At 65.3% G+C, this 20,056-nt stretch carries 22 protein-coding genes; 12 read left to right on the forward strand and 10 right to left on the reverse strand.

Going from position 1 to position 20,056, the window contains the following annotated elements:
• Window positions 1–8: 8 nt before the first annotated feature.
• Genes qatC through U6958_RS01230 form a run of 7 tightly spaced genes read right to left on the reverse strand, consistent with a single transcriptional unit; the run spans window position 9 to window position 7,770 of the window.
• On the reverse strand, window positions 9–1,376 hold the full coding sequence (gene qatC / locus U6958_RS01200; protein ID WP_035483948.1) for a Qat anti-phage system QueC-like protein QatC: 1,368 nt from the start codon (window positions 1,374–1,376) through the stop codon (window positions 9–11).
• Window positions 1,373–2,257: a Qat anti-phage system associated protein QatB gene (gene qatB / locus U6958_RS01205; protein WP_035483950.1), complete on the reverse strand. Its 885-nt coding sequence runs from the start codon at window positions 2,255–2,257 to the stop codon at window positions 1,373–1,375. Before qatB ends, qatC begins: the two co-directional genes overlap by 4 nt.
• Window positions 2,257–4,191 carry a Qat anti-phage system ATPase QatA gene (qatA, locus tag U6958_RS01210; RefSeq protein WP_035483953.1) on the reverse strand — a complete coding sequence of 645 codons (1,935 nt, stop codon included), beginning with the start codon at window positions 4,189–4,191 and terminating at the stop codon, window positions 2,257–2,259. Before qatA ends, qatB begins: the two co-directional genes overlap by 1 nt.
• On the reverse strand, window positions 4,188–4,796 hold the full coding sequence (locus U6958_RS01215; RefSeq protein ID WP_051224672.1) for a poly-gamma-glutamate hydrolase family protein: 609 nt from the start codon (window positions 4,794–4,796) through the stop codon (window positions 4,188–4,190). The genes qatA and U6958_RS01215 overlap by 4 nt, the downstream gene beginning before the upstream one ends.
• A 57-nt stretch (window positions 4,797–4,853) precedes the next feature.
• Entirely contained in the window at window positions 4,854–5,771 is a 918-nt protein-coding gene (locus U6958_RS01220; RefSeq protein WP_035483956.1) for a restriction endonuclease, read from the reverse strand.
• Window positions 5,768–6,679, reverse strand: coding sequence for a nucleotidyl transferase AbiEii/AbiGii toxin family protein (locus tag U6958_RS01225; protein WP_035483958.1), 912 nt, complete (start codon window positions 6,677–6,679; stop codon window positions 5,768–5,770). Before U6958_RS01225 ends, U6958_RS01220 begins: the two co-directional genes overlap by 4 nt.
• Entirely contained in the window at window positions 6,679–7,770 is a 1,092-nt protein-coding gene (locus tag U6958_RS01230; RefSeq protein WP_035483961.1) for a hypothetical protein, read from the reverse strand. The genes U6958_RS01225 and U6958_RS01230 overlap by 1 nt, the downstream gene beginning before the upstream one ends.
• Before the next feature lie 446 nt (window positions 7,771–8,216).
• Here U6958_RS01230 and U6958_RS01235 point away from each other — a divergent pair, with 446 nt between their 5' ends.
• From U6958_RS01235 to U6958_RS01245, 3 genes are all read left to right on the forward strand, one after another.
• On the forward strand, window positions 8,217–8,609 hold the full coding sequence (locus tag U6958_RS01235) for a hypothetical protein (protein WP_035483964.1): 393 nt from the start codon (window positions 8,217–8,219) through the stop codon (window positions 8,607–8,609).
• A gap of 778 nt (window positions 8,610–9,387) precedes the next feature.
• The gene (locus U6958_RS01240; protein WP_109864693.1) at window positions 9,388–10,299 is read left to right on the forward strand and encodes a DUF932 domain-containing protein; all 912 of its coding nucleotides are present in this window, start codon (window positions 9,388–9,390) and stop codon (window positions 10,297–10,299) included.
• 11 nt (window positions 10,300–10,310) lie between these two features.
• Complete coding sequence (locus tag U6958_RS01245; protein WP_052814406.1) at window positions 10,311–12,362, forward strand: ParB/RepB/Spo0J family partition protein; 2,052 nt, start codon at window positions 10,311–10,313, stop codon at window positions 12,360–12,362.
• A gap of 201 nt (window positions 12,363–12,563) precedes the next feature.
• Here the strand turns inward: U6958_RS01245 and U6958_RS01250 are convergent, their stop codons facing one another.
• On the reverse strand, window positions 12,564–13,082 hold the full coding sequence (locus U6958_RS01250) for a GNAT family N-acetyltransferase (protein ID WP_035479616.1): 519 nt from the start codon (window positions 13,080–13,082) through the stop codon (window positions 12,564–12,566).
• 814 nt (window positions 13,083–13,896) lie between these two features.
• Between U6958_RS01250 and U6958_RS01255 the strand changes: the two genes are divergently transcribed.
• Window positions 13,897–14,217: a DUF736 domain-containing protein gene (locus tag U6958_RS01255; protein WP_034008064.1), complete on the forward strand. Its 321-nt coding sequence runs from the start codon at window positions 13,897–13,899 to the stop codon at window positions 14,215–14,217.
• A 63-nt stretch (window positions 14,218–14,280) separates the two neighbouring features.
• On the opposite strand, the gene U6958_RS01260 is transcribed toward U6958_RS01255, so the two are convergent.
• Window positions 14,281–14,586, reverse strand: a complete 306-nt coding sequence (locus tag U6958_RS01260) for a helix-turn-helix domain-containing protein (RefSeq protein ID WP_034008067.1) — start codon at window positions 14,584–14,586, stop codon at window positions 14,281–14,283.
• 240 nt (window positions 14,587–14,826) lie between these two features.
• Here U6958_RS01260 and U6958_RS01265 point away from each other — a divergent pair, with 240 nt between their 5' ends.
• From U6958_RS01265 to U6958_RS01280, 4 genes are all read left to right on the forward strand, one after another.
• Window positions 14,827–15,177: a DUF2958 domain-containing protein gene (locus U6958_RS01265; protein ID WP_034008069.1), complete on the forward strand. Its 351-nt coding sequence runs from the start codon at window positions 14,827–14,829 to the stop codon at window positions 15,175–15,177.
• 309 nt (window positions 15,178–15,486) lie between these two features.
• The gene (locus U6958_RS01270; RefSeq protein ID WP_034008072.1) at window positions 15,487–16,248 is read left to right on the forward strand and encodes a DUF2285 domain-containing protein; all 762 of its coding nucleotides are present in this window, start codon (window positions 15,487–15,489) and stop codon (window positions 16,246–16,248) included.
• 83 nt (window positions 16,249–16,331) lie between these two features.
• A complete protein-coding gene (locus tag U6958_RS01275; protein ID WP_003107109.1) occupies window positions 16,332–16,613 on the forward strand; it encodes an AlpA family transcriptional regulator in 282 nt (93 codons plus the stop codon).
• Window positions 16,614–16,639: 26 nt separating this feature from the next.
• Window positions 16,640–17,497, forward strand: coding sequence for a replication initiator protein A (locus U6958_RS01280; RefSeq protein WP_035479500.1), 858 nt, complete (start codon window positions 16,640–16,642; stop codon window positions 17,495–17,497).
• A 162-nt stretch (window positions 17,498–17,659) separates the two neighbouring features.
• Here U6958_RS01280 and U6958_RS01285 read toward each other — a convergent pair whose 3' ends face one another.
• On the reverse strand, window positions 17,660–17,788 hold the full coding sequence (locus U6958_RS01285) for a hypothetical protein (RefSeq protein WP_256380743.1): 129 nt from the start codon (window positions 17,786–17,788) through the stop codon (window positions 17,660–17,662).
• On the opposite strand from U6958_RS01285, the gene parA reads away from it, so the two are divergent.
• Genes parA through U6958_RS01305 form a run of 4 tightly spaced genes read left to right on the forward strand, consistent with a single transcriptional unit; the run spans window position 17,787 to window position 19,832 of the window.
• On the forward strand, window positions 17,787–18,425 hold the full coding sequence (gene parA, locus U6958_RS01290; RefSeq protein ID WP_034008074.1) for a ParA family partition ATPase: 639 nt from the start codon (window positions 17,787–17,789) through the stop codon (window positions 18,423–18,425). The two genes, U6958_RS01285 and parA, sit on opposite strands and share 2 nt — an antisense overlap.
• On the forward strand, window positions 18,422–18,706 hold the full coding sequence (locus tag U6958_RS01295; protein ID WP_034008121.1) for a hypothetical protein: 285 nt from the start codon (window positions 18,422–18,424) through the stop codon (window positions 18,704–18,706). The genes parA and U6958_RS01295 overlap by 4 nt, the downstream gene beginning before the upstream one ends.
• On the forward strand, window positions 18,703–19,236 hold the full coding sequence (locus U6958_RS01300) for a DUF2840 domain-containing protein (protein ID WP_034008076.1): 534 nt from the start codon (window positions 18,703–18,705) through the stop codon (window positions 19,234–19,236). The genes U6958_RS01295 and U6958_RS01300 overlap by 4 nt, the downstream gene beginning before the upstream one ends.
• Window positions 19,233–19,832: a S26 family signal peptidase gene (locus U6958_RS01305; RefSeq protein ID WP_034008077.1), complete on the forward strand. Its 600-nt coding sequence runs from the start codon at window positions 19,233–19,235 to the stop codon at window positions 19,830–19,832. The genes U6958_RS01300 and U6958_RS01305 overlap by 4 nt, the downstream gene beginning before the upstream one ends.
• Window positions 19,833–20,056 lie beyond the last annotated feature (224 nt).

Below are 20,056 nucleotides of genomic sequence, written 5' to 3' on the forward strand. Positions count from 1 at the left end.
CATCCTCGTCAACTCGGTTTCGCCTCGGTGCCATCAATGAGCCGCGCAACTTCGCCAAGGCCGCGCCGATAGACATCGGCAAGCTCATCCAGATGCTCGGCTTCTTCAGCAAGCGAGCCCGGTTTGTGAATCAAGAGGTTTGCGAGCTGCGGTTTTTCCCTCAAGCGCTCGATCGCGTACTGAAACGACCTGACCTGTACTCCGGTCGCTTGGCGCGTATCCAACGGCTGGGCGTGAAGGTCGGATACGGTGTACGTCGTCGGATCGCTTCCCGTACCCCATGCTGCCTCCAACGCTGCGCGGCGGATCAGACATGGCAGACAGTAGCCGCAGTGCTCGATGCCATGCCCTAGCCATCGGGCTTTGGCGGGGGACGAGCACGACAACGAATCTGGCGCCAGCTTCTTCAAGAGGGCCGGGTTGCGGCAGGCTGCGGCCATCTCGCCCTTCGTCTTGTCCCAGTACGGATTCTGAACTTCGCCGTTGATGCCGAGTTCGCCGAGTAGGTCGTTCCACCTTGCCATGTAGTAAGGATGCGTAGTTCGAGTGCTGTTCGAGCCCAGCCGCAAAGGGTCCAATGGCACATTCAGAGCGATCAGACCATTCTCGGGTACGCGCAGTACAAAGCGGTGCCCCAGCCCAGTGCCCGCGAACACGCCGAGTGCGAAGAACAGGAACGACCTGCCGCGCGTGCTGTCTTCCGAGCCAACGTCGGCCACCAAACCTTTCTTGAAGGTCATGCCGACACGCAGCCGCTCGAAAGACGACTTGACATACTGCTTTCTCAAACCCGTGAACAATTTGCCTTGCGCGTCGCTGATTGAACCTTCACCAAAGTGACTGATCAGTAACGGCGTGGCACCATCCTCCAACAGGTCGATGGCGCCAATCAGGCTGTCCAGTCCTCCGGAAAACAGGCTGACGGAATCAAAGGGGAGAGCGATCAGGCTCGGAGGAACTGTCTGGGCGATCGTCGCGAAGCGAGCCGGACGTGCTCTGAAGCCAATCGTCCAGCGATCGCCTGTCAAGAAGTCAAGCGACTTCTTCAGCGTCGGTGCTGCTGCGCTCCAGCGAGCTGGATCGCTGACTGGAACAACCAGCCGTATTTCGCGCGTCCACGAATCCTGTGACTGCTCGGCACGAGAGATGCGTGTGTCGGCCGCATGGACATGAGCTGCCAGCACCAGCAGGTCGATGCCGATCTCCGAGGGGAATACGCCGATCTTCTTCAGGCTGGTGAGCGCGCCACCGAGACCGTGGTCCAAGGACTTTTCGCCGATGACCAATTGCAGGTAGGTTCGCTGCTCATCGGCGCCTACCGTTACATCAACGTGGTCGTCAGGGCCGAAACGGCCAGCCAGGAGTTGCCGCTTCATTGATTGGCCTCCGCATCACCCAAGGTCTGCAAGATCGCGAATGCGGACTCGTACACTGCGTCCACGAAGCCCTGAATTCGTTCGGGCGTGAGATTGGGTGTCTCTGCCCTGGCACGAGTGACCGCGTCGCTTACCCCGCCTCGGATGAAGTCGCGCAACTGCTGCTCGACGCGGTGTGCAGCCTGCGCGTCCGCTGGCATGGTCACGGCCTTGGTGCCGATGTCGTTGCAGATGCGCGCCTCGATCGCATGGGTGGCATACAGCTCGAAAACCGTCTGCATCTGATCCGGGGTGAACGTGGCAAGGTCGGTGAGACCTTCACTCGCCAGTTCAACGATGGTTTCGATGTAGGCCTCGCGGGCGATGCCTTCGTCAACCGTTCCCGCGCCCGGACAGATGTAGTCGGCCAGGCCCACGAAAATTTCGGTGATCGGGCGACCCGCCAACGATTCCAGGTCCAGCGCTCGCAACGCCTCGCGCACACCCCGCGTTTGCGCATCGGTCAGGAAGCCGAGGAGCCGCGCGCCGGAACCCCGAGAGGCGCCCATGCGTTGGGCAGCCTGGCGCGCGCCCCCGGCGGACGTCGAGACGTACCTTGAGACGGCGCGGCCCAGGCTGGCCCGGTCGCTACCGCCGGAGCCCGCGAATCGTGTGAGGTTAGAGCGAGCACCGGCGAAGCGTTGCGGGTCCGCAGTCCGGGGAATGGGCGGGCGGTTCGGCGGCACCGGTGGCGCAGTACCATCCGCGGGCGCCTGGCCGTCCGGACCTGCCCCATTGCCCGGAGGGGCAGCAGGAGCGTCACCGCCACCGGCGTCGCCCAGCCATGAAGGAACAAGCGGTGTTCCGCCGCCAGGGCCGCCGTAAGCTGTCGAGGTTCCCATCAACGGCCTCCCTTCAGATCCCTGAGCACTGCTTCGGCGCTTGCCTTGAGGCCGGGGTTGTTGGTGACCTTGCCCCAGTCTCCCAGCAGCTTCGTCAGGCGCGTGGCACATTCGGTGTCTTTGATGACACCCTGCCAGCCGCTGACCGCCCAAGGCCCGCACTTGCCGCTTGGCAGTGCCTCCAGGAAATCCATCAAGCGGGTCTGAAGGCCGGGCTGGGCCTTTACGAGGACAACGAGGCCTTCGACACCCGCCGGCCTGGTGTCGAAGGCTCCCGTGCTCATGATCTTGCTGCGCACGGCCTCAAACACCTTCTCGGCTTCGGGCTGCACGAGCTGCTTCAACTCGGCGTCGTAGCCTTGGACGGTCATCTTGCCCCCGAACAGCTTCTCCACCACGCCAGCCAAGTGACCCAACACAGACACCGGGCCGAAGTAGTCCTTCTTGTCCTTTGTCACGAACAGGTAGGGGCGCAGATCGAGCCCCGACAGCTTCGGCGAAAGGTGCGCCCAGTCGCGCACCGTCTCCAGCGACTTCCACTCGGTCAACACGGCGCTGTCGGGTGCGGGCGGGGGCTCGCTGGTCTTATGTCCCTTGGGCTCACTCTCTTTGTCACCAGCCGTCGCCAAACCCGTTTCCAGCGCTTCCAGGTCTTCGCACAGCCCTTGCGGATGGACCGCCGCAACGAACGCGATCTGCTCGAACAACCTCGGGATGAAGCGCTCCGCGAGCATGAGCTTCGCAAGCACGGGGAGCTTGATGTCGTCGCCGAAACCGCGTGCGATCGCGGTGCGCTCGCGCAACAACAGCGTGTTGAGAAAGCGCTTGATCTGTCTCGGGTTGCCCTTCGTACCACTGGCCAGGATGGGACCGATCTGGTCGCTGAGCGCAAGCGCATTGTTCGCCTTCTCGGCCTGCTTGCCGAGTGTCGCCTTGACAGTCGCTACGTCCAGACCGCCGCTGGTCCAAGGCCGCTTCAGCTTTTCCCTAGCGACGGCGATCAGCTTCCCATAGTCTGCGTCGTTCTCGCCGATCTCGGCGCCGGTTAGCAACAGCGTGACGTAGATCCGCGTCTCGGCCTCTCCCAAAGCCGGGATGCGGAACGGAACCTGGATGAGCTTTTCGAGATAGTTGCGGGCGTAGTCGCGCGGGCCGGTGCTGTCGGGCAGATCGGGGAAGTGTTTGCGCACCGCGTACTCGATCATCGCCTCGTCGGCCGCGACGACGAACGCCGTCCGCGCCGTGAACACGAACAGCCGGATGGCTTCGAGCGTTTCAATGGCGGTGTCGGGCAGGCAACGGTCGAGGTCATCGATCAGGACAACGAGCTGCTTGATGCCTGCGTCTTTCAAGAGCTGGTCGAACGCCTTGCGGAACGCCTCCACTTCCTCCGGCACATTCTTGGACTCGTCCGGCTTCAGCAGGGCCTTGGCCTCATCGATGGCCGTCGAGATGTTCTCTTTTGTCACGAGCTTGGCGGGGTCTGCCACCAGCGCTTCGAGCGAGCCGACGACGGCTCCGATTTGCTCGGGCGTCGGGATTCCCGTGAAGGCGGTCAAGGCCAAACCACCGGCTCTCTTGGCGACCTTCAGCCAGTCGATGCGGCGGAAGACATCCTTGACGGCCACAGCCGCCTTGTTCAACGCTGGTCGTTTCTCGACCAGGCCCGTGACGATCCCTTCGATCAGAGCTATCTTCGCGTCCTCAAAGCCTTGAAAACGCCACCCATTGAATTTGAGGCACAGGACATCGTTCTTGTCTGCAAAGCCCGCCTCGATCATTTCGAGCACGCTGGACTTGCCCGCCCCCCAGTCGCCGTGCACGCCGATCGTCACCGGATGATCGGGCTTGGCACGAAGCAGCCCGACGATCGTGGCAGCGATGGCCTCGTTGTTCAGCAGGTCGACTTTGGTTTCGTTGTCGGTCAGGATCATTTCCCTTGTCCTCTTCCTCGGTCCGCGTTCGGCAACGCCATCAGCACCGAGCGGATCGCCTTGCATATCGCGTCGCGTGGTCCGTGCAGCCTGAGTCCTATTGTCAGTTCGAGCTGCACACCGATGCCGCGTCGTCCCCGATTGCAAATGTTCTTCGGGTCTGTGGCGGGAAACGGGTGATCCTCGCTTTGGGCATCGACTCCGATCCCATGCATCGCTTCTCTGATCGCCAGCTTCAAAGGTCCATCAAGCCCGCCGAGAAGAACTCGTTGATCATCGCCGCCGCATCCGTGAATCGCAACGACGTAATCGCACTTGGACAGGAGTTCCAAACAACGCGGCTCGTCGAACCGATGGCTTGTCAGATGCAACGTTGAATAGTTGCCGGACTGCCTAATTCCTTCAAAGGAGTAGAGATTGAAGTCTCCTCCAGCAACGCCGCAGGCGATGTCCGACGTGTACTGCTCGATCCTTCCTCCATGTGGCGCAATGACAGCGATCGACGACGCCGCGACCGGACGCACAAGCACTCTGTAGTCCTCACCTTCGGCTTGGGCTTTGGCTAGATCGGCATAGCCCCTATAGCTGGAGGCGAGGCTGCTCATTCTTGATTCCAGTGGATCTTTGACAGGTTCTTGGGTGACATAGCGATCGCCTGCATCTCAGAGCTTCTTCTCGGCACCGGATATGGGATGGACGTAGATGAGCCCTTTGGTTTGTGCCGCCTTGACTTTGCGATCGATCATCTCCCGCAAACTCAGGTGCCCTTCCAGTACCAAGATCAGATCCTCGCCGTCGATGAATAGCGTTTGAATTTCCTTGCCCATTACGAGGCTGCGAATAACCTCTGAACTAAAGCCATTCACTGAAATGAACAGGCCGCGTCCGTATAGTTTGCCCGCCACTTTGCCGGCAAACTGGTAGACGGGCTCGTTGCTTGCAGACCGTTCCTGCCACTTCGCTTCAATCAGATAGTGTTCCCCGTCGAACTTCACTGCGCCATCGACCTGCTCTCCGTTTACGCGGAAAGCCTCGGTGGCCTCCAGATGAGAGAGGCGTGACAACTCGGCCAAGATCCGTTCCAGCGCGTACCCGCGCTGCTGCCGTGAGGTCTTGTCGGCGAGGAGATCGAGGTATTCGGCGCGCAGTTGATCGAGCGACGCCGTGGGTTGCTGGCGAGCTGCCTCCTGTGCAGCTCTGCGCTCGCGATCGGCCTTGATCTTGGCGTCTCGAATTTCCTGCAGTTGGCGGAGATGCTCCAGATTCTTGTTGGCTGTGTTGCGGTCCAGCTTGCGTAGCTTGTCGAAGTAGTACGGGTCGAAATGCGACCAGCTCAGTAGCGATTGCAGCATCGCCCGGAACGGGCCAAGGCCGTTGTCAGAACGTGCTGCGAGTGCGGAGAACAGAGCATCGACCACTTCATGCCGCTTGAGCGCATGCTCGCCCTCGAGCTGCAAAGGCGCGATCTCCGCCTTCGTGCATCCGTGCTTCTCGAAGAAGCCCACGATATCCTTGCGTGGCCAGAACAGGGACAGGATGCAGTCCTTCATACAGCCTTTGATGTCAGCGGGAAAGCTCATGTCGCTGACCCTTGATCGATCCTGGCCAGCAGTTGCTCTATCACGTCACTGGCCTGCCGCTGCCGCAGTGCCCGTGCTTCGCGCAGATCTGGCTCGTCGCTTTCACCGAGCTCGAACCTGGCGACCGATACGGGGCCATCCTTGCGATAGCCCTCGGTTTTCTCGTCGCCCGTGAAACGGCTGCGCAGGATCACCAGCGAGGCCTCGATGACGGCACCGTGCTTGCCGCGCCGCTCGTTGCGGAAGGCTTCGGCCACGGCGGCCATGCCCTCGGGCGCGTGCTCGATGCAATAGACCAGGTCGTGCGCGTCCTTGCGCTCGAAGCGCTGATCGAACGCGAAGGACTTCAAGCAGGTGAAGCTGACGAGATTGGCGTGCTTGATCTTCTCGGTGGCGATGCCGTTGCCGCCCAGCAGTTCGGCCTGGATCTCGGTGACTTGGTACAGGTCGAAGACGATGGACGAGTGCGGGATGTTCAGGGCCGAGATCGTCCCTTCGGTCGGCAGCGGTTGTACCTTGCCGCCAACGAGGTCCGGCGCATCCGCCAGCAGTTCCAGCACCATCAGCGCACCATGCTCGGTGCGGGTCTGCCAACGCCACGAGAGCTTCTTCCCGGCTTCGTTCTCGGCACGCTCGAAGCCCATCTTCTTGAGGTTGTCCTCCAGCGTGTGATAGGCCTCGGTGTCGGCCAGGATTTGCAAATCGATCACGATGTCCACATCCAGCGTGCCGGCGTGCGCCGGCACCGCGGGTGGCCGTGCGGCGACGAGATACCGCGGCGTGAGCCCGCCGACCAGGTAGACCGAATCCTTCCACGGTCCGAGACCGCGCAGCAGCGTCACGAGGACACGTTCGCAGTCCACGGTGTACTGGTCGCTGTAGCCGTCGAGCGTTGCGGGCTTGGCCATCAGAAGCCGATCCTTTCTTTGCGGAAGTGCTCGGCCATTTCCTTGGAGCGGCCTTCGCCACGCAGCAGGTCGAGATAGATCTGAATTGGGCTCGCCAGCCATAGGCCGTCGATCTGCTCGCGAAACAGCAGTTCGCCTGACGACTTGGCTTCGATGACCCCCAAATTGGCGCCCTCATTGACGACACGCGCGTCCAGGTCACCGATCGCGGCATCGGCGTTCGCGCCGATCAGCACGCGCACCCGCACTTGGGAGACATGAGAAATGAACGGCGCATAGCGCTGCGCGGCGGCTTCGTGGCTGATCGCGTACTGGACCTCGTGCGCGTCGAAGACCTGGCCGATTCGCGTCGCCAGCGTGTCTGCCTTCGTGCCCGGCACGTAGTACCGCCGCACAGGTGACGGACGGATGGTGGCGAGCTGCTTGGCCCATGCGTCCAGCAAGGCCGCCGGCTCGCGAAGGTGGCGCTCCTTCCCCGGGCCTTGCCCACGCGCTACCAGCCAGTCGAAGCGCTCCAGTTCGGTCAGCACTTGGGAGGCGGTGGCGGGCGACACCGTCGCCTGCTGTGCCAACTCGGTGACGCCGAACCACTTCTGATGCCGCACCAGCAGGGCGTGAAGCACCTGGGCACGTCGCCCGGTGAACAGCGTCCGCACCGACTTCGCCAGGGCTTTGGGGGGCGGCTTGTCGATATAGAGGTACGCACCGGGGGCGGGTAGGTACAGGCTGCCGCCGCTGTCGTAGTAGCCGACGCGCTCGCTTCTGAGCAGTTCCTTCGCGCCGGGGGAGATGGACTCGGCGACGAGGAGTGGCAAGGGGTTCTCCCGCTGCCCGGTGGGCCTCCCGTGGCTCGCCGCCCGGAGTTGCCAGATTACTTGGCGGACATCTCGCGGAAAGACGACCTTCTTGGCTTCAAGCAACAGGACGAAGGGCTTCCCAGCAACGTGCAAATCGACCTGGGCGTCGTACCCGCGATCGCTGTGCTGGGCGGCTGGCTCCTGGGCGAGGTCGGCCTCTACCTCGGGTAGCTCCCGCAGGGCGTCAACCAAGCGCGCGATCAACTCTCGTTCAGTCAGGGTGGACTCAAACATGCGGCGTGGAGCCTTGTTCACTGTTCAGTAAATATGCGAACTCTACCGAAAATTCAGCCGAATGGCAATTTTTACTGTGCAGTGAAAGAGCGACGGCAGCCTACAGCCCATGCCGAGCCCCCTGTCGGGCGTCACGGCGTTCCGTCGGCGGGCTGGCGGGCTGGCGGGCTGCGCTTCGTGCCGAATCGCGGCCATTCGGCTTTGACCCCTGACGCCTCCGGCCCTCCCGGGCCTGCGCGCTCCGCTTACCGGAAACCCCGCATGCGTGGGGTGGTGTGAGGGGGCGGTCTTGCTGTGTCCCTTCACCGTATCACGGCGTTCTCGCCGTCAAGGGCGGCGCGTGCCAGCACGCTTGCGGCCCGTGGCCGTCTCCGACCCCTGACTGCTGCGCTACGCCGTGCTGGCGACGGTTCCGGGCAATTCCGCCCGTGCAACCGGAGATCGTCATGAACGACAAATCACACATTTCCCTCGAACAGCATGTTTGCCTCGTTTGCGGCACGGCGTTCGATACCGGCGCCGTCCTGTTGGACAAGCGCCTGCGCGCGAGCATGGAGCGCCATACGGCAACCGGCTGGGGGCTTTGCCCCGAGCATCAGAAACTGTCCGACGACGGCTTTGTCGCGCTGGTCGAATGCGATCCGCAGCGCAGCGGCTCGCAGGCCGGCGGGCGCATGAAGCCCGAGCAGGCATATCGCACGGGCCGCCTGGCCCATCTGCGACGCACGGTGTTCGCGCAGGTGTTCAACGTGCCGATCGCGGACGAGCAGGCTTGCGTGTTCGTTGAGCCTGGCGTGATCGACCAGTTGCAGTCGATGGCGGCGCCGGCGGCGAACTGATCGCGCCGCGCTGCCTTCGGTGCGTCGTCCCTGCGGGGGCGGCGCACCTTTTTTCTGCTGCGCTCGTTGCCGATACCTTCGCGCCTGGTGCGCTGCGCGCTTCGCTTGCCTCCAGGGGAAAGCCCTGCGGGCTATCCCCGCCGCGCGATGCTTGGCGCCCCTCAAAGACCGCCGAACCGGCTGCGCCGGATCGGCCAGACCACGGCAGTCGCTGTCGAACCTGTTTCCCGATGACGGGCGCATGAGCTTGTGCATCAAGCATTGAAGGCTGTGCGTCCCCGGCCAAGAAACATGGCCGGTCGCGCTGTCGTGCGCGTGGCGCATCGAGCCGCCTGCGGCGTCTCGCCCCTGACGGGCTTCCATCGTTCCCTCGCTCCGCTCGGCTGACGCCTCCGGCCCGGATTCCAGATCCGGGCCTGCGCGCTTCGCTTGCGTGCGGTCGGCACACAGGGATGGCCGTTGCCATGTCCAGCCGTCTTCCCTGACTTCATCACCTTGTCCGCGACTGTAGCCCGCGGCCGTGTGCCGTCAAGGCGCGCAGGGCCGTGTCCTCGGCTTCGCCTGCGGGCCGCACCAACCCTGCGCTTGTCTCCTTGACGGCCCCCGTCCGCGCGCTCCTGACCGTCGCGGGCGATGAACTCAGGAAAGACGGTGGCAACAGGGCCAACCGGGTTCCTCGTGCCGACCGCACCGAACAGCCGAAAGGCTGGGCTTCCGAATCTAGGAATCCGGTGTGCGGTGAACAGCAAACCCTTTTTTCTTTGTCAGGAGAAATGCCATGCAACTCGCATCCCGCTTCGCTTCCCGCTCCCCGGTGCTGCGTTCGGAACGTCCCTTGTCCGATGACCAAATCCGGGCCGTGGCCCCGTCGATCTTCGCCGAGGCACCGCACGAAAGCCGCTCCGAGCGGTACAGCTACATCCCCACCGCGACTGTGCTGCAAGAACTGCGCGGGGAAGGCTTCGAGCCTTTCATGGTGACGCAAACCCGCGTGCGCCACGACGACCGCCGCGACTACACCAAGCACATGATCCGGCTGCGCCACGCGAGCCAGATCAACGGCCGCGAGGCCAACGAAATCATCCTGCTGAACTCCCATGACGGCACCAGCAGCTATCAGATGCTGGCCGGGATGTTCCGCTTCGTTTGCAGCAATGGCCTTGTCTGCGGCGACACCGTGGCCGACGTGCGCGTGCCGCACAAGGGCGACGTAGCCGGGCACGTCATCGAAGGCGCTTACGAAGTCCTGCACGGCTTCGACCGGGCGCAGGAATCGCGCGATGCCATGCGCGCCATCACGCTGGACGCCGGGGAATCGGAAGTGTTCGCCCGCGCTGCGCTGGCGTTGAAGTACGACGAGGACAGGCCCGCGCCCATCACGGAATCGCAAATCCTGATGCCGCGCCGCCACGACGACGACCGCCGCGACCTGTGGAGCGTGTTCAACCGCACGCAGGAGAACTTGACCAAAGGCGGCCTGTCCGCCCGCGCCGCGAATGGCCGCCGCCAGACCACCCGGCCCGTGCAGGGCATCGACCAGAGCGTGCGCCTGAACCGCGCCCTGCGGCTGCTGGCCGATGGCCGATGGCCTGCGCCAGTTGAAAGCCTGAATCCCCCTTGCTTCCCAACCCGGCAGGGGCAGGCAGCAGCCCTTGCCGCTTCTCTCGCTGCTGCATCCCTGAACCGATAGGAGTTATCACCATGAACGCCATACTCAAAACCGAAGCCGTCGCCATCGAAGCCGCCGCGCCGCTGGAAGTGGCCGACCCGACCAAGAACCTGATCTTGGTTCCCCTCTCGCAGTTGCTGCCGCGCCGCTCCAAGCGCAACGTCCGCACGACCCCACGCCAGTCCATCCCCGAACTGGCCGCGAGCATTGCCCGCATCGGCCTGCTGCAAAACCTGATCGTCATCCTCGCCGCCGATGGCGAGCAATACGAAGTCGTCGCAGGCGACCGCCGCCTGACCGCCTTGAAGCTGCTGGCAAAGAAGAAGCGCATCGCCGCCGACTACGAAGTGCCGTGCCTGCTAGTGGCGGATGCTTCGGCCCGTACCGTGAGCCTCGCCGAGAACGTGCAGCGCGAGAACATGCACCCCGCCGACCAGTTCGCGGCCTTCGCCGCGCTGGTCAAGGAAGGACGCCCCATCGAGGACATTGCCGCCGACTTCGGCGTGTCCCCGCTGGTGGTACAGCGCCGCTTGAAGCTGGCGAACGTCTCGCCGCGCCTCATGGCCGATTACCGGGCCGGAGGCGTCACGCTGGAACAGTTGATGGCCTTGACCATCACCGACGACCACGCCGCGCAGGAAGCCGCGTTCTATGGTGCGCCGGAATGGCAGCGCAGCCCGTCCAAGCTGCGCGAGCGCCTGACCGAGCGCGAAATCGACGCTGCGCACGCGCTGGTGCGCTTCGTCGGGCTGGACGCCTACCGGCAGGCAGGCGGCGGCATCCGCCGCGACCTGTTCGCGGAAGGCGATGCCGGAACCTACCTCACCGATACCGCAGTGCTGGAAACGCTGGTACGCGACAAGCTGGCAACGCTGGCCGAGGACGTGCGCGCCGAGGGCTGGGCATGGGTGGAGGCCGTGCCGCATCTGGCCTACGAGGAACGGCAGGCTTTCCAGAATGCCCCGCGCCATCGCCGCGAGCCGACCACCCGCGAGGCCCGCCGCATTGCCTCGCTGCAAACCCGCCTCGACAAGATCGACGCCGAACTGGAAGAAGCCTGCGACGCCGAGGACGAGGCCAAGGCCGAGAAACTGGAACAGCGGCGCGATCAGGTGGTCGGCGAACTGCAAGACGCGGAGGACGCCTTGCAAGGCTATGCCCCCGAGGTGCGCGAGGTGGCCGGTGCCATCGTCACCATCGACCGCAACGGCGAGGCCGTCATTCATCGCGGCTTGCTGCGCGAAGCCGAGGCCAAGGCGCTGCGCACGCTGGAAAAGCTGCGGCGCGGTTTCGGCAGTGCCGAAGGCGAAGCCGCCGACGACGAGCACGAGGACACCGACGACGCGCCCAAGGCCGCGAGCCTGTCCGACCGGCTCGCGCAGCGGTTGAGCGCCCACCGCACGGCGGCGCTGCAAATCGAAGTCGCACGGCATCCGCACGTCGCGCTGGCCGCGCTGGTGCATGGCATGGTGCAGACCGTCTTGCAGGAAAGCCACTACGGCCACGACCTGCCGCTGGGCGTGCGCCTCACGGCGCAAGACCGGCTGGAAGGCATGGCCCCGGACTGGCCGGAATCGCCTGCCGCCGTGGCGCTGCGCGAACTGCAACAGGTAGCCGGTGAAGCCTTGCCGGAGGACGGCGCCGAACTGTTCGCCGCGCTGCTGGCGAAGTCGCAAGACGAACTGGTGCGGCTGCTGGCCGTGTGCGTGGCTTCCACGGTGGACGTGGTGACGCCCCGTGCCACGCCGCACCAGCCCGGCAAGGAACTGGCGCAGGCCGTGGGCCTCGACATGGCCGCATGGTGGAAGCCGACCGCAGAAGGCTACTTCAAGCACGTTTCCAAGGCCGTGATTCTGGATGCCGTGGGCGCGTTTGCACCGGAATCCGTCACCCGGCTGGCGAAGCTCAAGAAGGCCGACATTGCCAGCGAGGCCGAGCGGCTGGCCGATGGCACCGGCTGGATGCCCGCCATCTTCAAGGCCGAAGGCCCGCAGGAGGCCGCGCAGGAAGAAGGCCCGGAGCAGGATGCCCCGGAGGATACCGAGGCAATGGCGGATGACCCCGCCGAGGCACTGGCCGCTTGACCCGCGCCGAAGGCAAGCGCCCCGGCCTCGACCGGGGCGCTTCGCTTTGTGTGGTGGCGCATCGAGACGAAGGAATAACCGCGATCAGCACCGCGCCCAGGCCGTTCCGCCCTGGGCGCGGTGGACGCGAAATCCGGGTGCGACAGTCGCCGCGCCCGGTGTTCAATAGCCGAATTAGAACGCCGCCGCCTTCGCGCTGGCTCAGGCGGCGGCGTTGAAGGCATCGCTGTAGTGCGCGATGCCTTCCGGCACTGTCCCATGCAGGGCCAGCGCCATGAAATAGCCGGGCGGCACGCCCGGCAGTTGCAAGCCCGCATGGGCCTGGAAGCCAAAGCGCGTGTAGTACGTTGGATCGCCCAGCAGCACGCAGCCTGCGGCCTGCATAGCCCGCAGTTCAGACAGCGCCTGTTCCATCAGGCGCGAACCGATGCCTTGCCCCTGCCTTGGCGGCAGGACGGAGATCGGCCCCAACCCATACCAGCCCTCGGTCTTTCGCCCGTGCTCATGGGTGATCGTTACTGGCGACAGCGCGACGTGATCGACGACGCGCCCATATTCTTCGGCCACGATGGAAAGCGTCAGTTCGTTGGCGGCACGCAAGGCGCGCACGATGAATTGCTCGGTGTGGCTGGTGTGTGGTGCATCAGCGAACGCGGCGATGGTCACGGCCTCGATGGCGGCAATGTCGTCCGGGGTTTCGTGTCGGAGCTGGAGGGTCATGGGCTTGTCTTCGATTGCTTCCTGAAAATATAGAACGGCCTGGGCGTGTCGGCGCACTGCGCCGCCGGGCTTTCGGGCTGCGCCCCGTGCCGCCTTTGCCGTCACGGCCATTCGGCTTCAATCCCTCACGCCTTCGCGTCTGCGGCGCTGCGCGCTTCGCTTGCCTCCAGGGGAAAGTCCTGCGGGCTATCCCCGCCGCGCGATGCTTGGCGCCCCTCGATGCGGCCGAATCGGCTGCGCCGGATCGGCCCGGCCAGCGCCCCGCCCCGATGGGCGGGGCGCTGGCGAACACGCTGGCGCTTGCTGCGGCAGGTTGTGCAGGTGCGTGCCGTCCTCAACGCTGGCGGTTCCTGCCCATCACGTCACGAAGGACGGTTCACGGACAACCCGCCCGGCATCGCTATGGAGCTTCAACGCCACGCCTCAAGAGCGGCGCCGCAAGGTGCGGCGGGGGCGTTCTCGCTTGTCGTCGGGTGGTTGACCTGGCCCGCGTCAGTGGGCGAGCCGGAGAAGCCTTCATGCGGGGATGCCGAGTCGGCCCCATCTCCTTTCGGAGCGGTTCGGCCCAAGGCGTCCTTGTCTCGTTGTGAATCCTGGTGGGGGCGCGGCTGCGCCTCGGGCTTATGGCTGCAACCGTCCGGCGAAAACAATTTCCCCTGCGCTGCGCGCATTCCTCGCGGGACAAATTCTTTTCGCCTTCCGGTTCTCCACTGCGTTGCGACCGCAAGCGGTGCAGCCAGCCCGTCCCCCGCCGGCCGGATCACAACAAGGACGCGATGGGCGCGAACCTTGTTCAACCGAAAGGAGAAACATCATGGCCAACATCGGCACCTTCACCGCAGACAAAGACGGCTTCACCGGCACGCTTCGCACCCTGACGCTCAACGTCAAGGTCAAGCTGGTTCCCAACGACAAGGGCGACACCGAGAACGCCCCGGACTTCCGCCTTCAGGCGGCCGGCCACGACATCGGCGCGGCGTGGAAGAAGACCAGCGAAGCCGGGCGGCCCTACGTGTCCGTATCCCTCGACGATCCTTCGTTCCCGGCGACGGTCTATGCCCGCCTGATCGAGAACGAGGACGAGGACGGTACGCACGACCTGATCTGGTCGCGCAGCAAGCCCAAGGCGGCGTGACCGCCGCAGCGCCCCGCCCATCGCGGCGGGGCGCTGTGCTGCTGTTCGCAGCACATCACCACGTCACGCGCGCGGCTTCGCCGCGTCGCGTTCCTTCAACACCGCCTCCAGCTCCTGGCGCACCTGCGCCAGGAGCTCGTCGGCCTTGTGCGAGCTGTCGCCAGCGTAGGCCAGAGTCAGCAGCGTGAGCGGGTGGATCTCCATCACCTCGCACAGCTCGGCCAGCTTATGCAGGGTCGGGCTTTTAAGGTCGCGTTCGAGGGTGCTCATATAGGTGCGACTGGACACGTCAGAGAAGGCTTCCTGGCTCAAGCCACGCGCCTTTCTAACTGTCTTCAATGCCTTCGCCAATGAGTTCCCAGCCGCCACCTATGGTTTCCCTCGAAAAACCAAGATGACAGCCCATTGCGCTCTATAGGGCTACAATCTATAGTGTTCATTTGGTGTTCTACGTTTTTGTGCCTTTACGGAAATCCGCATCGGCGGGTTCCAGCAAAGCCACGCAAGCGCATCCGTGCTTGCGCACGAAGGCGTAAATCCGGTTTGGCGGTTCTGCGCTTCAACGTGAAACCGCATCCGTGCATCATTGGATTTGTGGGATTGCCGACCATGCCCCAGCCACTCGCCACCGTCCCGGAGCGCGCGCAACTGCTCGCCAACGGCGAGGCCCGCGCCGCTGGCCGGGCCATCGACCCGGTGCCCGTGGTGCGGCTGTTCACGCCGGACGCGCATGTGACCTGGCTGCTGGCCGCACTCGATCCCGCCGATGGCGATACCGCCTGGGGTCTCATCGACCTGGGAATCGGGATGCCGGCGCAGGGAACCGTCAAGCTGTCCGAGCTGGCCGGCATCGTCGGGCCGCGCCAGCAGCCCGTGCTGCGCGACCGCTATTTCCGCCCCACACGCACGCTGTCGGAATACACCCGGCTGGCCGAGCGCGACGGCGCGATCCCGGACTGAATACGGCCGACTGTGACTTTTTCAGTCTGGCGTCATACCGGGCAGGTCTTAATCAGCATTCTTGCGGCGTAGCCCCACCAGTCTGATCCAAATAGACATGATGCCCAGCGCGGGCTGCGGCAGGCTGGCCTGTGCAGCACTCCAAGTTCGGGGCGCTGCCGCCGCATCATTGAGACGAATATCGCAACGCATCGGAGCCAATCGGTCTTGACAACCCCATTCGCCTTTTTAACCCATGACGCTCTGACGATGGCGATGTAGCGCGTAGTTCTTCCGTGGCGGCGAGTCCTGTTCGCAGGAGGAGGCGTCATGGTCAATCCTCATCACCTCGCGTATTGGTATCCGACTGCCGCATACCTGTATGTCTTTTGGCTGGATGCGCTCGCGCTCGCTTGGGAGTATTTGCGCAGGCATCCCGACTACCGGCTCGACTGGCTTCGCCGTCATCGCGGGCCAGACACAGCGCATCGCTGGGGTTTGCGCCTACTGGAAGACCCGGCGCTCGATGCGCGCGACGCGCATCCGGCCTGGCTGCCCGGCCATGCCGCCGTGGTGAAGCTCTACCCCGATGCCGATCCGCCACAGGATGCGGCGACCTTCGCGTTCTGGCGCATCCCCGGTCACAAGCAACTGCTCCATGACGGCAAAGGGCTGGCGCTGATCGCGCGCAGCCCAGGTCATTGCCTGCGCTTCGCGCTCGCGCCCGGCCTGGAAGACGGCATGGCCGTGGCCTATGCCCACCGCGGCGAGGCTGCCGCGCCTACGCGCGGTCATGCGCTCCAAGCGGCACTGGCGGCGGCCAAGCCCAGGCCGACACCTACCGCGCTGCTGGAACTGCACAGCTTGCAGGCGCTCGACGCGACCCTGGCGGGCGCGTCCTTGCGTGAAGTCGCGGAAGGACTGTTCGGCGTAGATGCCGCAGCCGATTGGTACAGCGATGGCGGGCTGCGCTCCAAGGTGCGCCGCCTGGTGCATCGCGGCGATGCGTTGATGCGCGGCGGCTACCGCCGGTTAGCACAGCTTCCGCCGCTTGAGAAGGGTCGTTTTGATGTGGATGCAAAACGGCCCTGATCTAAAACCCCTCGCTTCTTGAGACTGCCTCCATCCGGTCGCGCTGTGTGGCCGGGCGCTTTCAACCGATGGAGGTTCACACCATGCGTCCCGCTCCCTTGCGGCCTGCCGCCACTGTCTCGACCGCTGCCGCGCAGCCCCAACGCTATCTCACCAACGACGAAGCCGCCGAGTACCTGCGCTTGTCGCCGCGCACGCTGGAAAAGCAGCGCGTGATCGGCGGCGGCCCGCGCTTTCGCAAGTTCGGCCGGCGCGTCATGTACGCCGTGGCCGACCTCGATGCCTGGGCTGCCGACCGCAGCTTCGAGACGACTTCCGATCCCGAATACGCCGAGCACCACTCGGCCGACAGCCGTGCGCGCTGATCGGCGGCGCGCGGCAGGCCATCGCCATGTCCAGCACCGCGCTGCCGTCCCGGCAGCGGCCGTTGCAGGAGCGCGAACAACTCGACCTGTTCCGCGCCTTGCCCGGCGACATGGCGCCGCGCGACAGCCAGGATTTGATGGCCTATCCGTTCTTCTCGCTCGGCAAGTCCAAGCGGGTCAAGCCCATCGACTTCCGCGCGGGCAACGTCACGATCCGCGTGGAAGGCACGCAGGAGCACGGCATCGCCACGATTTGGGATGCGGACGTGCTGATATGGGCGGCCTCGCAGATCGTGGAAGCGAAGGACGCGGGCCTGCGGCCGTCGCGGCTGATGCAGGCCACGCCCTACGAGATTCTGCGCTTCATCGGGCGCGGCAAGTCGCTGCGCGACTACCAGCGCCTCAAGGCCGCGCTGGATCGCCTGCAATCGACCACGGTGGCCACGTCCATCCGCGAGACGACCGGGCGGCGCCTGCACCGTTTCTCGTGGATCAACGAATGGAAGGAACTGGCCGATGCCAGCGGCACGCCGCTGGGCATCGAGCTGATCCTGCCGGACTGGTTTTACGCGGGGGTGTTGGATGCTGCGCTGGTGCTGACCATCGACCCGGCGTACTTCCGGCTCACCGGCGGCATCGAGCGTTGGCTGTACCGCCTGGTGCGCAAGCACGGCGGCAAGCAGGCATACGGCTGGCAGTTCGACTTTCGCTACCTGCACCAGAAATCCGGCAGCACCGCCAAGCCTTACGACTTCGCCTGCGACCTGCGCGCGCTGGTCGCGCGGCAGTCGCTGCCCGGCTATGTCCTGGGCATCGAGCGGATGCCCGACAACGGCATGGAGTTGCTGACGTTCCGGCCCGTGCCGCAGACGGCACGGGGATAACTCCGGGAAAACTTGTGAATGGTGTCGTGCTATCAGGCGTGCGGGGTATCGTGCTATCAGGCGTGGGACTATCGTGCTATCAGGCGTGCCGATCGGCCGCAAACCCGCGCCAGCATTGGGTTTCGCGCCCCTCTAACTTCCCTAACTTAAATTCTCTAACTTTTAGTAGGGAAACGCCGCTGCGGTGGACAACCACCACGCGGCCACAAACGGCAGGCAATACCAGCCGGCAGCCGACAGGTTTTGCAGGCCAATCAAGGCAAGGCTTTCCAAGAGGGAGGGCCGCGCCATGATCGTCGCTCTGCTCAACCAGAAAGGCGGCGTGGGCAAGACCACGCTCGCCACACACATCGCCGGCGAGCTGGCGATGCGCGGCCAGCACGTCGTCCTGCTGGACGCCGACCCGCAGGGTTCATCGCTGGACTGGACACAGCGCAGAAGCCAGCAGGGTTTGCCAAGGTTGTTCAGCGCCGTGGGCCTGGCACGCGAAACGCTGCATCAGGAAGCACCAGAACTCGCCAGGCGGGCCGATCACGTCGTCATCGACGGCCCGCCACGCATCGCGGCACTGGCGCGCTCCGCGCTGCTGGCGGCCGAGCGCGTGCTGATCCCCGTGCAACCCAGCCCCTACGACCTGCGGGCCAGCGCCGAGATGGTGGCGCTGATCCGCGAGGCCCAGGTGTTCCGGCCTGCGCTGCGCGCGGCCTTCGTCATCAACCGGCGCGTCAGCACCACGATCATCGGGCGCGAGGCGCGGCAGTCGCTGGCCGACCAACCGCTGCCGGCGCTGCGCGCCGAGGTTCGCCAGCGCATCGTCTTCGCCGACAGCGTGGCCGCCGGTCGGCTCGCACGCGAGACGGCGCCGGACAGCGCCGCCGCGCGTGAAATCACCGCGCTGGTGGACGAACTGCTGCGGTGGCCGACATGACCGAGAAGCCGCCACCGAACAGCAGACGCACGGCAAAGCGCGTCGGCATCGGCGCGCGTCCGCCCGCGAATCCGCAAGCCGAGGCGTGGATTCGCCAAGGCGACGCCGATGCGCTGGGCAAGGGCGACCTCTACACCGCCCGCCTGACCCTCGACATCACGCCCGCGCTGCGCGCGCGCATCAAGGTGTCGGCCTTCACGCAAGGCGTGACCGTGGCCGATCTGCTGCGCGGCCTGCTGGAGCGGGAGTTTCCCGAGCATCGCAGGGAGAACACCCCATGACCGCATCCGCTTCGCCTGCCGCTGGCGCGGCTACGGCTGCGCTCGCAGCTCCTTCCGGCCATCCTGCCAGGGCGCCGCTGACGCGCGTGGCACTGGCCTACATCGAACCGCGCTTCAAGCTCTACCTGCGCTTCGGCGAACCTGCGCGCACGCACCAGCTCGACCGCTGGCGGCGCTGCGCGGTGTTCCTGCCGCGTGCAATGTTCTGCCGCGTGCGCTGGGAAGCAAACGACTACGGCACGATCCGCTGGCAACTCATGGTGATGCAAGCCGCCACGCCGCTGGACGACATGCAGCGCATCCCCGGTGTGCGGCCGGGCGCACGCCTGCTGCTGCACGCCGAAGGCGAAAACACGGTGCGGGCCGTGCTGGAACGCATCGACGGCATCGAAGGGCAAGGCATCGTCGCCATCGACGTGTCACCCGCGTACTGGCGCACGCTGGGCAACCGTCTGGCGGCCCGCCTGGCGCTGCCCGAATACACCGCCGAGCGGCACGCCGCCTGGCTGGCCGGAAGGGCGCTGCCATGACGACCCAATCCAACACCACATGCACGCACGAAGTCGCGCCGCATCCTCGCTCGCGCCTGCGCGTTCGCATCGTGCTGGCGGGCTTCGCTGCCGTCGGCCTCGCTGCGCTGGCCTGGGCGGTGTTCGTGTCGCCGCTGCCGCGTCTGACCTACAACCCGTCCGACAGCGTGGCGGTCGGCTGGTATCGCATCGAACCGTTCGACCCGCGCACCGCCTCGCTGCCACGTCCGTTGTCCGTGGACAGCATCGTGCTGGTGCCGCTGCCCGACAGGGCCGCCATGCTGGCTGCGCAGCGCGGCTACCTGCCGACCCGCGTTCCGCTGCTCAAACGTGTGGGCGCAGTCGCGCCGCAACACGTTTGCATCGTCGCCGGGCAGGTACGCATCGACGGCGTGCCTGCGGCCGCCGCGCTGCCTACTGACCGGCTGGGCCGGCCGCTGCCATCCTTGCAGCTTTGCCGCCGCCTCGAACCCGGCGAACTGTTCCTGTTGAGCGTGACCAATCCGGCATCGTTCGACAGCCGTTATTTCGGCCCGGTCAGCGCATCCGCCGTGATCGGCGTCGCGGACCCGGTCTGGCTGGAGACACGCCCATGATGGCCGCCGATTCACTGCACGTTGCCGTGCCTCTCATCGTGCCATCGGGCATGCCGTTCCGGCTGCCGCCGCCGTGTCGTCGCGCGTGCAGCGCGGGCGCATTCGCGCCGCGCTTCGCGCAACATCCGGCGCAGCCGTCCAGCGTGCAGGCGTCTTGCCTCGAACGCGCCTGGCCTGCGGCCATTGGCGCGTTCGCCGGCGTGCTGGCTGCAAGCAGCACAGCG

It is taken from the genome of Delftia lacustris (assembly GCF_040267515.1).
GTDB lineage: Bacteria > Pseudomonadota > Gammaproteobacteria > Burkholderiales > Burkholderiaceae_C > Comamonas > Comamonas tsuruhatensis.